A 13,204-nucleotide genomic window follows, 5' to 3' on the forward strand; every position below is an offset into this window, starting at 1 on the left:
CTCCAGCCATCCTACCTCGTCACCGTCAGGCGCTCCGCTCGACAAAGCGGTGCAGCCCCATCACTGCCAGCACCCGCACGGCGCGCCCCATGAACAGCCCGCTGAAAAGTCCGTATGTCGCGGACACCATGGCCACCGCCGTCGTCGAATCGAGCACGCCAGGCTTCACGGCATGGGCCACGGCCACCGCGTACTTGAAGAAGAAGATGCCCATCATCAGCGCCAGCGGCAGCCAGCTGCCGGCCACCGTGAACTGCGCGGTCGTTGCATCGTAGGACGCGCTGCGCGAGGGTCCGCGCACAAGGCCGATCGCCACGACGGCGCCCCACGCGCAGGCCCAGGCGGCCAGCGCGGTGAGGTGGGCATCGAAGGTCGACCATACGGAATACAGCGACCACGCCAGCATGGCGATGGGCATCACGATCAACCGGTTGCGCGAGACCTGACGCGTCCTGCTCTGGACGTAACCCAGATAGACCAGACCGAAGAAGAGGCCGAAAACCCAGAGCGGGGTGTGCGTGAGGATCTGCGTGATCACGGAGAGGTTCCTGGATTCCGACACTGCGTCGGGTCAGGAACATCTTCCGGCCGGTGTCGCGGGAACTTAGGTGCCGGAAGTCACCAGTTTGGGGTGTCGGAGCTGAGGATCGGCAGCCCCACCTCACGCCGCCCCGATCATTCCTTGCGACGTTTCTCGTCCGGCTTCTTCGCCCCCGCCGCCTGCGCACCCAGCGCCTGCGCCATGCCTTCCATCTTGCCGGACAACAGCAGACGCCATGTCCCTTGGTACGGCTTCAGGCTGATCACTTCCATCTGCGTGAGCTGCAGCGCGCCGGCGCCTGCCGTGTTGCGGGTCACCAGGTGCACCACATCGCCTTCGCGCACGCTGCCGAGGGTTTCCGATGTTCCGATGCTAACGTTCATCGCAGCCATCTGGTTCTGCGCGAAGCCCATGAAGCCCTGCATGAATGCCTTTGCGTCCATCGCCTGCACCGAGGCCAGCGTCGCCTTCTGCCCGAAGAACGCCTTGCGCAGGGGATCGGCGGACGGGCTGTCTCCTACCAGTACCGGCAGCAGCATGCCGCGGAACCGTTCCAGCTCATCGGGATGGATGTAGTCCGGCACGGCTGCCAAACCGTCTTTGCGAATGGCACCGACGTAAGCGTCCGCCACCTGCTCGGGAGTCTCGGCGGCGAACACACTGGCCTGCATGCCGAAGCTGAGGGCAAGCGCGAACAACAGGGAGGCAATCAAATTATTCACGGGAACGCATATCCGGCAGATCGGTTGGATTGGGCTTCCGTCATCACCATTGCGCTTGCCGATACTTGGCAAGTCGCTTGACAACGGAAGGATCGACGCGCGACATCCACACACCATTTAGAAGCAGGCGAAAACAAGGGCTGCGCCTGGCAAGCAGGTCGATCTCTTCTATCATGCGCGAGCCGTGGTGCACCAAGAGATCCTCCAGCGGGCCGGCTGCCAAGACCTGAAAATGCGTACCTGCAGGATCTGAAGGAATGAGGGTCAGTATCCGCAAGATGGCGTCCAAGCAAAGTCTCGGGTTTTCGGTAGGCAGCTCCCAATCAAGATCGTATCCATCTGAATCGCCAGACTGCTCAGCCACGGGGATCGACCACTTCTCGATCCAGCGCGCCGCGACGTCAGCGGCCGGGGGTTCACGCGGCGGAGGTGCAGTACGGGGCTTGCCGCCGGGGTACTCCTGCATCGCGTCCTCGGAAATCCCTGCCATGGGTGCCACCAGGTTGATCCGGCATCCTCGCCACGTGGGCGGATGGTAACGGCGAATCCAACGACCTGCACGTCGCTGCCGAGCGTGCCCATCGCCCACGAAAAAGGGGCGGTCGCCCGCCCCTTCTCCTGATGACGCATGGTACGGAAGTCAGCGGACTTCCGCGATCTCCACGCCGTCCAGGCCCTGCGCCAGCGTGCGGGCGTCGCCGCCCTGGGCCAGCTTGATGCGCAGGCGCACCTCGTTCTGGGAGTCGGCGAAGCGCAGCGCGTCCTCGTAGCTGATCTCGCCGGCCTGGTACAGCTCGAACAGGGCCTGGTCGAAGGTCTTCATGCCGAGGTTGGTGGATTCCTTCATCACTTCCTTCAGCTTGTGCACCTCGCCGTCGCGGATGTAGTCCTGCACCAGCGGCGTGCCCAGCAGGATTTCCATCGCCACGCGGCGCGCCTTGCCGTCCGGCGTGGGGATAAGCTGCTGCGCCACCACGCCCTTCAGGTTCAGCGACAGGTCCATCAGCAGCTGCTGGCGGCGGTCTTCCGGGAAGAAGTTGATGATGCGGTCCATCGCCTGGTTGGCGTTGTTGGCGTGCAGCGTGCACAGCACCAGGTGGCCGGTTTCGGCGAAGGCGATGGCATGGTCCATGCCCTCGCGCGTGCGCACCTCGCCGATCATGATCACGTCCGGCGCCTGGCGCAGGGTGTTCTTCAGCGCGGCTTCCCAGCTGTCGGTGTCGATGCCGACCTCGCGCTGGGTGATGATGCAGCCCTCGTGCTTGTGCACGAACTCGATCGGGTCCTCGATCGTGATGATGTGGCCGGTCGAGTTCTGGTTGCGGTAGCCGATCATCGCCGCCAGCGACGTCGACTTGCCGGTGCCGGTGGCGCCGACGAACAGGATGATGCCGCGCTTGGTCATCGCCAGCGTCTTGATGACCGGCGGCAGGTTCAGCTCCTCGATGGTCGGGATGCGCGTCTCGATGCGACGCAGCACCATGCCCACCTGGTTGCGCTGGTAGAAGCAGCTGACGCGGAAGCGGCCCACGCCGGCGACGCCGATGGCGAAGTTGCACTCGTGCGTCTTCTCGAACTCCTCGCGCTGCGCCGGCGTCATCACATTGAGCACCAGGTCGCGCGACTGCTGCGACGTCAGCGGCGTCTGCGTGATCGGCGAGATCTTGCCGTGCACCTTGATGGACGGCGGCATGCCGGACGTGATGAACAGGTCCGACGCCTTCTGGTGCGCCATCAGCTTGAGGAAGGAGGTAAAGTCGATGGTGCTCATGGCGATGCTCCGTAAGACGGAAGAAGCCGCGGGACGGCGGCCGCCGGTGGCGGCGCCGCGCGGCCGTTACTCGAACAACCGCTTTTCCTTGGCGTATTCCTTGGCCTGCTGGCGCGTGATCAGGCTGCGCTTCACCAGGTCCTGCAGGTGCTGGTCCAGGGTCATCATTCCGTAGTTCTGGCCGGTCTGGATGGCCGAGTACATCTGCGCCACCTTGTCCTCGCGGATCAGGTTGCGGATGGCCGGGGTGCCGACCATGATTTCCCAGGCTGCGGTACGGCCGCCGCCGATCTTCTTCAGCAGCGCCTGCGAGATGACTGCGCGCAGCGATTCGGACAGCATCGAGCGGACCATAGGCTTCTCGCCGGCGGGGAACACGTCGATGATGCGGTCGATGGTCTTGGCCGCCGAGCTGGTGTGCAGGGTGGCGAACACCAGGTGGCCGGTTTCCGCGGCGGTCAGCGCCAGGCGGATGGTCTCCAGGTCGCGCAACTCGCCGACGAGGATGTAGTCGGGGTCTTCACGCAGCGCCGAGCGCAGCGCCTCGTTGAAGCCGTGCGTGTCGCGGTGCACTTCGCGCTGGTTGATCAGGCACTTCTGCGAGGTGTGCACGAACTCGATCGGATCCTCGACGCTGAGGATGTGGCCGTATTCGTTCTTGTTGATGTGGTCGATCATCGCCGCCAGCGTGGTCGACTTGCCCGAACCGGTCGGGCCGGTGACCAGGATCAGGCCCTGCGGCTGCTGGATCAGTTCGCGGAACAGCGGCGGGCAGCCGAGGTCTTCCAGCGTCAGCACTTCCGAGGGAATGGTACGGAACACCGCACCGGCGCCGCGGTTCTGGTTGAACGCGTTGACGCGGAAGCGCGCCAGCGACGGGATCTCGAACGAGAAGTCGACCTCGAGGAATTCTTCGAAGTCACGGCGCTGCTTGTCCGACATGATGTCGTAGACGAGCGAGTGCACCTGCTTGTGGTCGAGCGCCGGGATGTTGATGCGGCGCACGTCGCCGTCCACGCGGATCATCGGCGGCAGGCCGGCCGAGAGGTGGAGGTCGGATGCTTTGTTCTTTACCGAAAACGCCAAGAGCTCGGCGATATCCATGACGCTGCTTCCCCAAGTTGCTGCGAACTGGAACCTTGATTCCCCGGAGGGCAGTATAGCGCCCTCGCCGTTCCCGCCAATGGTTGGACCAACATGCTCGCCGACACCCTCAGCGAGACCCTGCAACGCCTTGAAAACGCAGCGAATGCGGCACATCGGCCACCGCCCGTGCTGCTGGCCGTCTCCAAGCTGCAAGCGGCCTCTGCCGTGGCCGAACTGGCCCGTGCCGGGCAGCGCGCCTTCGGCGAGAACTACGTGCAGGAAGCGCAGGGCAAGATCGGGGAACTGGCGGACATGGGCCTGGAATGGCATCTCATCGGCCACCTGCAATCGAACAAGGCCGAGAGCGCCGCGCAGTTGTTCGACTGGGTGCAAACGGTAGACCGTCACAAATTGATCGGCGCTCTGTCACGGTATCGCCCTTCCCATCTGCCACCGTTGAACGTGTTGATCCAGGTGAACATCGACGACGAGACCAGCAAGCATGGCTGCCAACCCGACGAGATCGACGCCCTGGCCGATGCCGTCGCTGCCGAGCCGTCGCTGCGCCTGCGCGGCCTGATGGCGATCCCGGCACCGCACGAAGACCCTGCCATGCGCGCCGCCGCGTTCACCCGCATGCAGGCATTGCAGCAGGCACTGGCCGCACGGCACGCAGGCGTGGACACCTTGTCGATGGGCATGAGCGGCGACTTCGCGCAGGCCATCGCATACGGCGCCACGATGGTCCGTATCGGCACAGCGCTGTTCGGCGCGCGACCGGCAAAGTAGACACCCCCGGAGATAGCCCGATGGACGACGTGCCAGGCCGCATCCACTTCCCCGGCAATCCGTGGCCGGAAGGCCATGCGCTGGCGGAGTTCGCATGGACGGTGCGCGTGATCGACGGCACGGTGTGGTGCGACCTGCACCTGCGCAGCGCGGACTACTACGCCGAGCGCGACATCGAGCTGGACGAGGGTGAAGACGAGGGCCACGACAGCAGCTGGGAAGCGCCCGGCGTCTGGGGCAACTACCACCGCTGCACGCTGTCGTCGACGTTCTGGGACGACGATGGTGGCTTCGCCGTCTGCCCGATCGATACGTTTACGCCCGCCTGGCTGGATGGCCGGACGTTCGAGGTCGACACGATCGCCGGCGGTACGCTGGCCGACACCGAACTGGACGATCTCGCCTTCCATGTCTACCTGCTCGGCCACGACAGCGTGGCCAACCACCGCATCGCCTTCCATCGCGTCGGCGACAGCGACCGCTTCGACATCACCTGGTCGGGCGACATCGCCCTGACCTATGCCGGCGACGACCACCTCGAGCACCGCTTCGAGGCGCGCATCGCCAATGTTCCTTTCCCGATGCTTTCTTCCTGAGGCCTGCCATGTCTCCCTCTTCTTCCCTGCTGACGCATCCACTGGCCTTCATCGGCGGCGGCAACATGGCGCGCAGCCTGATCGGCGGCCTGCTCACGCGCGGCGCCGACCCGTCGCGCATCCGCGTGGCCGAACCCGCCGACGCCCTGCGCGCCGCCCTCGCCGCCGACTTCGGCGTGCAGGTCTTCGCGGAAGCGAAGGAAGCCGCCCACGGTGCCGATACCTGGCTGTTCGCGGTGAAGCCGCAGGTGATGCGGACGGTATGCGAGTCGCTGGCGCCATTGGCGCAGACCCAGCATCCGTTGGCCGTTTCGATCGCCGCCGGCATCACCACCGCGCAGATGCAGCGCTGGCTGGGCGGCGACGTGGCCGTCGTGCGCAGCATGCCGAACACGCCCGCCCTGCTCGGTGCCGGCGTCACCGGCCTGTACGCGAGCGGCGAAGTCGACGATGCCGGTCGGCAGCGCACCGAACTGCTGCTGTCCGCCGCCGGCACCACCGTGTGGATCGACAGCGAGGCGAAGATGGATGCGGTCACCGGCGTGTCCGGCAGCGGCCCGGCCTACGTGTTCCTGCTGGCCGAGGCGATGGAAGACGCAGCGAAAGCCGAGGGCCTGTCCGACGAGGCGGCACGCACGCTGGTGCTGCAGACGGTCCTGGGCGCGGCGCGCATGCTGACCGAAAGCGGCGAGACCCCGGCGGAACTGCGCCGCCGCGTCACCTCGCCGAACGGCACCACCCAGGCCGCCATCGAGACCTTCCAGGCCGGCGGCTTCGAAGCCCTGGTGGCGAACGCCGTGCATGCGGCTACGGTGCGTGGCGGCGAACTGTCGGCGGCGAACGACTGACACGCATCCGACCCCGCCCCTCTTTCGTAACGATTCTCCCCTGCCGGTGATCCTGCCATGAGCCGCCTGCCCCTCCTCCTTGTCATCGCCGTATTGTCCGCCTGCTCCGGGGGCGAAGCGCCGCGCACGGCCGAGTTCGTCCAGGCCACGCCGGCCGAGGCCGACTTCGGCGACCTGCGCGTGCGCTACAACGCCCTACCCACGCTCTCGCTGAGCGAAGCGGTCGCCAGACAGTACGGCGTCCCGCGCGATGCCGGCACTGCGCTGGTGCTGGTCGCGCTGCGCAAGGTCGACGGCGGCGAAGAAGTCGATGCCGACGGCGATGTCGGGGTCACCGCACATGACCTGTCCGGCGCACGGCAGGCCATCACGCTGCGCAAGGTGGATGCCGGCGGCTACCTGGACCACATCGGCACCGCGCGCATCTCGCCGCGCGATTCCTACCGCTTCGAGGTCGTGGTGACGTCGGATGGACGCACGGAAACCGTGAAGTTCCAGCGGAATTTCTGAGGTGTTTGCCTTGGCATGATGTAGGAGCGACGTAAGTCGCGACCGTACGCCATCCACAGCACGAGAACCATGGCCAACCCGGCGATGGCGAACTACTTATCGCAACCGCCGACGTACAGTCCGCGGTCGCGACTTACGTCGCTCCTACAGAAGCGCCAGCCTCACGCCTGCTTTGAGGCCCACGCCTGGATGATCTCCGCGACTGTCTGCACGCCGTCGGTCAGCGCCGCCGGCCCGGGCTGCAGGATCAGTGGCGACTTGATCTCGTGCAGTTCGCCATCGCGCACGGCGGGGATGGCGTCCCAGCCGGGACGCGCGGCGACGCGGTCGGGTCGGAACTTCTTGCCGCACCAGGAACCGAGGATGATGTCGGGCGCGCGGCGCACGACCTCGCTGCCATCGGCGAGGATGCGATGCTTGGCCAGCGATTCCCTGGCCAGCTCCGGGAACACGTCGTCGCCGCCGGCGATGCTGATCAGCTCCGACACCCAGCGGATGCCGGTGATCTGCGGTTCGTCCCACTCCTCGAAGTAGACCGTCGGCCGGCGCGGCAGTTTCGCCGCCTTTGCGCGGACCTCGTCCAGTCCGCACTGGAGCGCATCGGCGTAATCATTGGCGCGCGCGGCGGCGCCCACCAGCGCACCGAGGCGACGCACGTAGTCGACGATGCCGTCCACGCTGCGGTGGTTGCTGATCCACACCTCGACGCCCTGCCGGACGAGTTCGGCGGCGATGTCGGCCTGGATGTCGGAAAAACCGATGGCCAGGTCCGGCTGCAGCTTCAGGATCTCGCCGATCCTGGCGCTGGTGAACGCGCTGACCTTCGGCTTCTCCTTGCGTGCCTGCGGCGGACGTACGGTAAAACCGCTGATGCCGACGATGCGATCCTGCTCGCCCAGCGCGTACAGCGTCTCGGTCGGCTCCTCGGTCAGGCAGACGATGCGGCGCGGCCCGGTGCTCATGCGTCCAGCACCTTGCGGAAGTACACCACGCGCTCGGTCTCCTCGAAGCCACAGGCAGCATGTGCCGCATGGCTGGCCGTGTTGTCGAGCAGGGCATCGGACGCCAGCTCAGTGCAGCCCCGCTCGCACGTCCACGCTTCCACTGCCGCGATCAGCGCGCGGCCGACGCCGCGCCCGCGATGATCGGCATCGACGTACCAGGCCTCCAGGAAGCCGACCGGCGAACCGTCGGTGCCATTGACATAGTCTCGGCGCAGGCTGGCCTCGGCCATGCCGATGGCATGGTCGCTCTCGTCGACGGCGATGAATGCGATACCGCTGCCGACGTCCCATGCCAACGCCTCAGCCCGGAGTTCGCCGGGATCGGCATCGGGCCACAGCGCCGAGCGCATCGCGGACCAGGCATCGATATCGGCGGCGGAGGCCGCCCGCACACGAACGGTCAAGGGAACAGCATCCGCTTGCTCCAGGCGCCTGCGCTATCGCACTCGTAGCGCCAGCGTTCGTGCAGGCGGAACTGCGCGCCGTACCAGAACTCGATCGCCTCCGGCGCCACGCGGTAGCCGCTCCAGCCGTCTGGACGCGGCACGTCGCCGCCGGCGAAGCGCGCCTCCACTTCGGCCATGCGCGTTTCGAACGCCTCGCGCGAATCCAGCGTCTCCGACTGGATGGATGCCCACGCACCGAGCTGGCTCTGGCGCGGACGCGAGGCGAAATAGGCATCGGCCTCGGCATCGCTGACCGGCGTCACGGCGCCCTCGACGCGCACCTGGATGCCGGCCTCGCGCAGGCTGCGCCACAGGAACAGCAGGGCGGCATGCGGGTTGTCGTGCAGTTCGCGGCCCTTCTGGCTGTGCGTATGCGTGTAGAAGACGAACCCCTCTTCGTCGTACGCCTTCAGCAGCACGGTGCGGGCGGAGGGACGCCCGGCCGCCGTGGCGGTCGCGACGGTCATCGCGTTCGGTTCGACTTCGGTGCCTGCGGCCTTCGCTTCGCCAAGCAGCGCGGCGAACGTGGACAGGGCTTCGGCATACAGGTCGGTCATGGCGTCGTCAGGGCTGCGCCCGCGCTCCGGGCATGCGCTATTGTCGCGCGATGACGCACGCAACGCATCCCGATGGTTTTCCCGACGTTCTCGTCGCCGACGCGCTGGCTGCAGCGCTCGCACTTCCGGTCCGAACGCCGGTATTCGCCATCAGCGGCCTGCAGGGAAGCGGCAAATCGACGCTGGCCGCGCAGATCGCCGCGCGGGCGGAAGCCGATGGCCTGCGCGTCGCGGTGCTGTCGCTCGATGATCTGTACCTGACCCGTGCCGAACGCCAGCGCCTGGCCCGCGACGTCCATTTACTGCTCGCCACCCGCGGCCCGCCGGGGACGCACGACGTGGCGCTCGGTTGCCGCGTGCTGGATGCCTTGAAGGCGGGCGAGGACGTCGTCGTGCCGCGCTTCGACAAGCTCGCCGACGACCGCATGGAAGACGCAGCGTGGACGCGTGTGCAGGGCCGCGTCGACCTGGTGCTGTTCGAGGGCTGGTGCGTCGGCGCGACCCCCGAGGAGGACGCCGCACTGGCCACGCCACTGAATGCGCTGGAGCGCGACGAGGATGCGGATGGCCGCTGGCGGCGCCATTGCAACGAGGCGCTGCGCCGCGACTATCCCGCGCTGTGGTCGCGCCTCGATGCGCTGTGGTTCCTGCAACCACCGGGTTTCGGGATCGTGCGCACGTGGCGCTGGCAGCAGGAGCAGGCCATGGTCGCGCGCGATCCCGCGCGCAGCGGCATGGACCGCGCGCAGCTGGACCACTTCATCCAGCACTACGAGCGCACCAGCCGCCACCTGCTGTCGACGCTGCCGGCAACGGCGGACCGGGTGATCCGGCTGGATGAGAACCGCAGGCCTGTCCAGCTCCTGTAGGAGCGACGTCAGTCGCGACCGTATGGTTTCTCATCTGCGAAAAGTACTGGTGCGCAGTCGCTTCTGTCGACGACGATTTCCTGCGCGCTGAAAGCCAGCGGTCGCGACTGACGTCGCTCCTACCGGGGATTCCAGCCTGCGCCTCACTCCACCACGAAGCTGATGCGCAGGTTGACGCGCCACTCCTGCACGTTGCCGCCGTCGTCGGTGACGACCTTGATCTCGTTGACCCAGGCGCCCTTGATGTTCTTCACCGTCTCGGAGGTCTTCTTCAGGCCGACCTTGACGGCATCCTCCATGCTGGTCTTCGACGATGCGTTGACTTCGATGATCTTGGCGACGGACATGGGACGTTCCTCCTCGATGACCCGACGGGGTGCCGGAGCGCCACCGTAGTCCCGCCGGTGTTAAGTCCGCGCCACGCGTGCGGGTGGGCGGTGCTAGCATCTCCCTCATCATGAATCCGGCCCCCAACCTGATCCTGGTCGGCCCCACCGGGGCCGGCAAGACCTCCATCGGCAAGCGCGTGGCCGAGCGCTTCGGGCTGGTATTCGTGGATGCGGACCAGGCCATCGTCGACCGCACCGGCGCCAGCATCGCCACGCTGTTCGAGCACGTCGGCGAAGCCGGTTTCCGCGAACGCGAGAAGGCCATGCTGCACGAACTGCTGGCCGGGCACGGCCAGCTGATCTCGACCGGTGGCGGCGCCGTGCTGGATGCCGGGAATCGGATACAGATGAAACAACGTGGCTACGTGGTCTACCTGCAGGTCAGCGTGGACGCGCAGCTGAAGCGCCTGGGTCGCTGCACCAATCGGCCGCTGCTGCAGCGGCCGGACCGCGAACAGGTGCTGCACGACATGGCGGTGGCGCGCGAACCGCTGTACCGCGAGGTCGCCGACCTCACCCTGGACACCGACGGCCTGACGCCGCCCGAGGCGACCGCCCGCCTGACCCAGCTGCTGGCGCACCGCTGGCAGCCCATCGAAGAGAACGCATGAGCCAGCTCCGCACCGTCGATGTCGGCGGCGAGACCCCCTATTCCATCGCCATCGGCCCCGGCCTGCTGGCCGACGGTGCCGCGCTGGCGCGGCACGTGCGCGGCCGCCACGTGCTGCTGGTCAGCGACTCCATCGTCGCGCCCCTGTACGCCGGCGTCGTGCGCGAGGCCCTGCATGCGGCGAGTCCGGACCTGGCCATCGGCACCTTCATCCTGCCCGCGGGCGAGGAATCGAAGACGCTGGCCCACTTCGGCCACGCCATCGAGGCGCTGGCGACGCTCGGTGCCACCCGCGACGCCTGCGTGATCGCGCTCGGCGGCGGCGTGGTCGGCGACCTGGCCGGCTTCGCGGCGGCATGCTGGATGCGCGGCGTGGATTGCGTGCAGGTGCCGACGACGCTGCTGTCGATGGTGGATTCGTCGGTCGGCGGCAAGACCGCGGTCGACATCCCGCAGGGCAAGAACCTGGTCGGCGCCTTCCATCCGCCGCGTGCGGTGTTCGCCGACACCGGCGCGCTGGCGACGCTGCCGCCGCGCGAACTGCGCGCCGGGCTGGCGGAGGTCATCAAGTACGGGGCGATCCGCGATGCTCGCTTCTTCCAGTGGCTGGAACAGGAGCGCGCGGCGCTGCTGGCGATGGATGGCGAAGCGCTGGCCCTGGCCATCGCCGCCAGCTGCGAGCACAAGGCCGAGATCGTCGAACGCGATCCGCTGGAGAAGGGCGAGCGTGCCCTGTTGAACTTCGGCCACACCTTCGGCCACGCCATCGAGACCGAGCAGGGCTACGGCGGCGTGGGCAACGACAACCTCAACCACGGCGAGGCGGTGGCCGTCGGCATGGTGCTGGCCGCACGCCTGTCGGCCGACCTCGGCATGGCATCCGCCGGCGATGCCGACCGCCTGGAGTCCCTGCTGTTGGCCTACGGCCTGCCGGTCCGCATTCCCGCCGGGCTCGCGCCCGAGGCCCTGCTGGCCCGCATGCGCCTGGACAAGAAGAACCTGGCCGGCCGCCTGCGCCTGGTGCTGTGGCGCGGCCTGGGCCAGGCCGAGGTGGTGCCCGATGTTGACGAGGCCCGCGTGCTGGCCGTGCTGTCCGGCTAAAATGCCGCCATGCGCGTCCTCCTCCAGCAGCGCCCCGATGCGGGCGAAGCCCCCCGCTACGTCCAGCTGACCCTGCAGCCAGACCTGTTCGGCGGCTGGGAGCTGCTGCGCGAAACCGGCCAGATCGGCGGGCGCGCGACGCTGAAGCGCGAGCAGTACCTGCTGCAGGACGAGGCCAACGCCGCGTTCGAGAAAGCCCGCGACGGCCACCTCAAGCGCGGCTTCCAGCTGATGTTCGCCCGCGGCGCCGACGCGCCCAAGTAACCCTTCCCCCGGATCAATGATGACTGCCCTGAAGAACGACCGCTTCCTGCGCGCGCTGCGCCGCGAACCCGTGGACCGCACGCCGGTGTGGCTGATGCGCCAGGCCGGCCGTTACCTGCCGGAGTACCGGGCCACGCGCAAGGAAGCCGGCAGCTTCCTCGGCATGGCGAAGAATCCCGACGTGGCCTGCGAAGTGACGCTGCAGCCGCTGCGCCGTTTCGACCTGGACGCGGCGATCCTGTTCTCCGACATCCTGACCATTCCCGACGCGATGGGCCTGGGCCTGTACTTCGTCGAGGGCGAAGGCCCGAAGTTCGAACGCACCGTGCGCAGCGCCGCCGATGCGGCGAAGCTCGGCGTGCCGGACATGGAGACCGAGCTGCGCTACGTGATGGACGCGGTGCGGGTGATCCGCCGCGAGCTGGACGGCAAGGTGCCGCTGATCGGCTTCTCCGGCAGTCCGTGGACATTGGCCTGCTACATGGTCGAAGGCGGCGGCAGCAAGGACTTCGCCCGCATCAAGGCGATGGCGCTCAACGACCCCGACACGCTGCACCGCCTGCTGTCGGTCAATACCGACGCGGTGATCGCCTACCTCGCCGCGCAGCGCGCGGCCGGCGCGCAGGCGCTGCAGGTGTTCGACACCTGGGGCGGCGTGCTGAGCCCGGCGATGTACCGCGAATTCTCTCTGCCGTACCTGCAGCGCATCGCGCGCGAACTCGACCGCGGCGATGGCACCGAGCGCACGCCGCTGATCCTGTTCGGCAAGGGCACGGCCGCGTACCTGGAAGAGCTGGCCGCGAGCGGCGCCGACGGCGTCGGCGTGGACTGGCTGGTCGAACTGGGCGAGGCCGCACGCCGCACGCAGGGCAAGGTCGCGCTGCAGGGCAACCTGGACCCGGCCACGCTGTACGGCTCGCCCGACGCGATCCGCCGCGAGGTCCGTCGTGCGCTCGACAGCTACCGTGACGGCAACGGCGGTTCGCGCGAAGGCCATGTCTTCAACCTCGGCCACGGCATGTCGCCGGACATGAACCCCGACCACGTCGCCGTGCTGGTGGACGAAGTCCACGCCTACAGCGCACGCTGACGCACCCGTTC

At 67.5% G+C, this 13,204-nt stretch carries 18 protein-coding genes; 9 read left to right on the top strand and 9 right to left on the bottom strand.

Annotated features, from left to right (window positions below; all coding sequences use genetic code 11):
* Window positions 1-25: 25 nt before the first annotated feature.
* From AC04MD_RS10290 to AC04MD_RS10310, 5 genes are all read right to left on the bottom strand, one after another.
* Window positions 26-538 carry a DUF6622 family protein gene (locus AC04MD_RS10290; protein WP_475497186.1) on the bottom strand — a complete coding sequence of 171 codons (513 nt, stop codon included), beginning with the start codon at window positions 536-538 and terminating at the stop codon, window positions 26-28.
* Window positions 539-675: 137 nt separating this feature from the next.
* Window positions 676-1,347 carry a hypothetical protein gene (locus AC04MD_RS10295; protein ID WP_475497187.1) on the bottom strand — a complete coding sequence of 224 codons (672 nt, stop codon included), beginning with the start codon at window positions 1,345-1,347 and terminating at the stop codon, window positions 676-678.
* Entirely contained in the window at window positions 1,307-1,753 is a 447-nt protein-coding gene (locus AC04MD_RS10300; RefSeq protein WP_475497188.1) for a DUF6869 domain-containing protein, read from the bottom strand. Before AC04MD_RS10300 ends, AC04MD_RS10295 begins: the two co-directional genes overlap by 41 nt.
* A gap of 150 nt (window positions 1,754-1,903) precedes the next feature.
* Window positions 1,904-3,034: a PilT/PilU family type 4a pilus ATPase gene (locus AC04MD_RS10305; protein ID WP_055936448.1), complete on the bottom strand. Its 1,131-nt coding sequence runs from the start codon at window positions 3,032-3,034 to the stop codon at window positions 1,904-1,906.
* 66 nt (window positions 3,035-3,100) lie between these two features.
* The gene (locus tag AC04MD_RS10310; protein WP_192311293.1) at window positions 3,101-4,138 is read right to left on the bottom strand and encodes a type IV pilus twitching motility protein PilT; all 1,038 of its coding nucleotides are present in this window, start codon (window positions 4,136-4,138) and stop codon (window positions 3,101-3,103) included.
* Window positions 4,139-4,231: 93 nt separating this feature from the next.
* On the opposite strand from AC04MD_RS10310, the gene AC04MD_RS10315 reads away from it, so the two are divergent.
* From AC04MD_RS10315 to AC04MD_RS10330, 4 genes are read left to right on the top strand one after another with little or no spacing between them, the layout of a single operon-like run.
* Window positions 4,232-4,909, top strand: coding sequence for a YggS family pyridoxal phosphate-dependent enzyme (locus AC04MD_RS10315; protein WP_475497189.1), 678 nt, complete (start codon window positions 4,232-4,234; stop codon window positions 4,907-4,909).
* A gap of 20 nt (window positions 4,910-4,929) precedes the next feature.
* Window positions 4,930-5,505, top strand: a complete 576-nt coding sequence (locus AC04MD_RS10320) for a hypothetical protein (RefSeq protein WP_475497190.1) — start codon at window positions 4,930-4,932, stop codon at window positions 5,503-5,505.
* 8 nt (window positions 5,506-5,513) lie between these two features.
* On the top strand, window positions 5,514-6,353 hold the full coding sequence (gene proC, locus AC04MD_RS10325) for a pyrroline-5-carboxylate reductase (protein WP_475497191.1): 840 nt from the start codon (window positions 5,514-5,516) through the stop codon (window positions 6,351-6,353).
* Window positions 6,354-6,410: 57 nt separating this feature from the next.
* Window positions 6,411-6,863 carry a DUF4426 domain-containing protein gene (locus tag AC04MD_RS10330; protein ID WP_475497192.1) on the top strand — a complete coding sequence of 151 codons (453 nt, stop codon included), beginning with the start codon at window positions 6,411-6,413 and terminating at the stop codon, window positions 6,861-6,863.
* Window positions 6,864-7,024: 161 nt separating this feature from the next.
* Here the strand turns inward: AC04MD_RS10330 and AC04MD_RS10335 are convergent, their stop codons facing one another.
* Genes AC04MD_RS10335 through pdxH form a run of 3 tightly spaced genes read right to left on the bottom strand, consistent with a single transcriptional unit; the run spans window position 7,025 to window position 8,870 of the window.
* A complete protein-coding gene (locus AC04MD_RS10335; RefSeq protein WP_475497193.1) occupies window positions 7,025-7,825 on the bottom strand; it encodes a cobalamin-binding protein in 801 nt (266 codons plus the stop codon).
* Window positions 7,822-8,271, bottom strand: a complete 450-nt coding sequence (aac(6'), locus tag AC04MD_RS10340; RefSeq protein WP_475497194.1) for an aminoglycoside 6'-N-acetyltransferase — start codon at window positions 8,269-8,271, stop codon at window positions 7,822-7,824. The genes AC04MD_RS10335 and aac(6') overlap by 4 nt, the downstream gene beginning before the upstream one ends.
* Entirely contained in the window at window positions 8,268-8,870 is a 603-nt protein-coding gene (pdxH, locus tag AC04MD_RS10345) for a pyridoxamine 5'-phosphate oxidase (protein ID WP_475497195.1), read from the bottom strand. Before pdxH ends, aac(6') begins: the two co-directional genes overlap by 4 nt.
* Window positions 8,871-8,902: 32 nt before the next feature.
* Here pdxH and AC04MD_RS10350 point away from each other — a divergent pair, with 32 nt between their 5' ends.
* Complete coding sequence (locus AC04MD_RS10350) at window positions 8,903-9,739, top strand: kinase (RefSeq protein WP_475497196.1); 837 nt, start codon at window positions 8,903-8,905, stop codon at window positions 9,737-9,739.
* Window positions 9,740-9,882: 143 nt separating this feature from the next.
* Here AC04MD_RS10350 and AC04MD_RS10355 read toward each other — a convergent pair whose 3' ends face one another.
* Window positions 9,883-10,086 (bottom strand): dodecin family protein, encoded by a 204-nt coding sequence (locus AC04MD_RS10355; protein WP_162339152.1) that lies wholly within the window; start codon window positions 10,084-10,086, stop codon window positions 9,883-9,885.
* Between the two features lie 110 nt (window positions 10,087-10,196).
* On the opposite strand from AC04MD_RS10355, the gene AC04MD_RS10360 reads away from it, so the two are divergent.
* The 4 genes from AC04MD_RS10360 to hemE are packed head-to-tail and all read left to right on the top strand — an operon-like array spanning window position 10,197 to window position 13,193.
* The gene (locus AC04MD_RS10360; protein WP_475497197.1) at window positions 10,197-10,739 is read left to right on the top strand and encodes a shikimate kinase; all 543 of its coding nucleotides are present in this window, start codon (window positions 10,197-10,199) and stop codon (window positions 10,737-10,739) included.
* Window positions 10,736-11,839, top strand: coding sequence for a 3-dehydroquinate synthase (gene aroB / locus AC04MD_RS10365; RefSeq protein WP_475497198.1), 1,104 nt, complete (start codon window positions 10,736-10,738; stop codon window positions 11,837-11,839). Before AC04MD_RS10360 ends, aroB begins: the two co-directional genes overlap by 4 nt.
* 9 nt (window positions 11,840-11,848) lie before the next feature.
* Complete coding sequence (locus AC04MD_RS10370; RefSeq protein ID WP_475497199.1) at window positions 11,849-12,103, top strand: WGR domain-containing protein; 255 nt, start codon at window positions 11,849-11,851, stop codon at window positions 12,101-12,103.
* Window positions 12,104-12,122: 19 nt separating this feature from the next.
* On the top strand, window positions 12,123-13,193 hold the full coding sequence (hemE, locus tag AC04MD_RS10375) for a uroporphyrinogen decarboxylase (protein WP_475497200.1): 1,071 nt from the start codon (window positions 12,123-12,125) through the stop codon (window positions 13,191-13,193).
* The last annotated feature ends 11 nt before the right edge of the window (window positions 13,194-13,204 follow it).

It is taken from the genome of Pseudoxanthomonas sp. LjRoot206, from assembly GCF_056175725.1.

Coding starts and splice junctions, on each gene's coding strand:
- AC04MD_RS10350 (WP_475497196.1), top strand. CDS start 8,903: ATGCGCTATTGTCGCGCGATGACGCACGCAACGCATCCCGATGGTTTT.
- AC04MD_RS10300 (WP_475497188.1), bottom strand. CDS start 1,753: ATGGCAGGGATTTCCGAGGACGCGATGCAGGAGTACCCCGGCGGCAAG.
- hemE (WP_475497200.1), top strand. CDS start 12,123: ATGACTGCCCTGAAGAACGACCGCTTCCTGCGCGCGCTGCGCCGCGAA.
- aroB (WP_475497198.1), top strand. CDS start 10,736: ATGAGCCAGCTCCGCACCGTCGATGTCGGCGGCGAGACCCCCTATTCC.
- AC04MD_RS10310 (WP_192311293.1), bottom strand. CDS start 4,138: ATGGATATCGCCGAGCTCTTGGCGTTTTCGGTAAAGAACAAAGCATCC.
- AC04MD_RS10320 (WP_475497190.1), top strand. CDS start 4,930: ATGGACGACGTGCCAGGCCGCATCCACTTCCCCGGCAATCCGTGGCCG.
- AC04MD_RS10335 (WP_475497193.1), bottom strand. CDS start 7,825: ATGAGCACCGGGCCGCGCCGCATCGTCTGCCTGACCGAGGAGCCGACC.
- AC04MD_RS10315 (WP_475497189.1), top strand. CDS start 4,232: ATGCTCGCCGACACCCTCAGCGAGACCCTGCAACGCCTTGAAAACGCA.
- AC04MD_RS10305 (WP_055936448.1), bottom strand. CDS start 3,034: ATGAGCACCATCGACTTTACCTCCTTCCTCAAGCTGATGGCGCACCAG.
- proC (WP_475497191.1), top strand. CDS start 5,514: ATGTCTCCCTCTTCTTCCCTGCTGACGCATCCACTGGCCTTCATCGGC.
- AC04MD_RS10360 (WP_475497197.1), top strand. CDS start 10,197: ATGAATCCGGCCCCCAACCTGATCCTGGTCGGCCCCACCGGGGCCGGC.
- AC04MD_RS10330 (WP_475497192.1), top strand. CDS start 6,411: ATGAGCCGCCTGCCCCTCCTCCTTGTCATCGCCGTATTGTCCGCCTGC.
- AC04MD_RS10370 (WP_475497199.1), top strand. CDS start 11,849: ATGCGCGTCCTCCTCCAGCAGCGCCCCGATGCGGGCGAAGCCCCCCGC.
- pdxH (WP_475497195.1), bottom strand. CDS start 8,870: ATGACCGACCTGTATGCCGAAGCCCTGTCCACGTTCGCCGCGCTGCTT.
- AC04MD_RS10355 (WP_162339152.1), bottom strand. CDS start 10,086: ATGTCCGTCGCCAAGATCATCGAAGTCAACGCATCGTCGAAGACCAGC.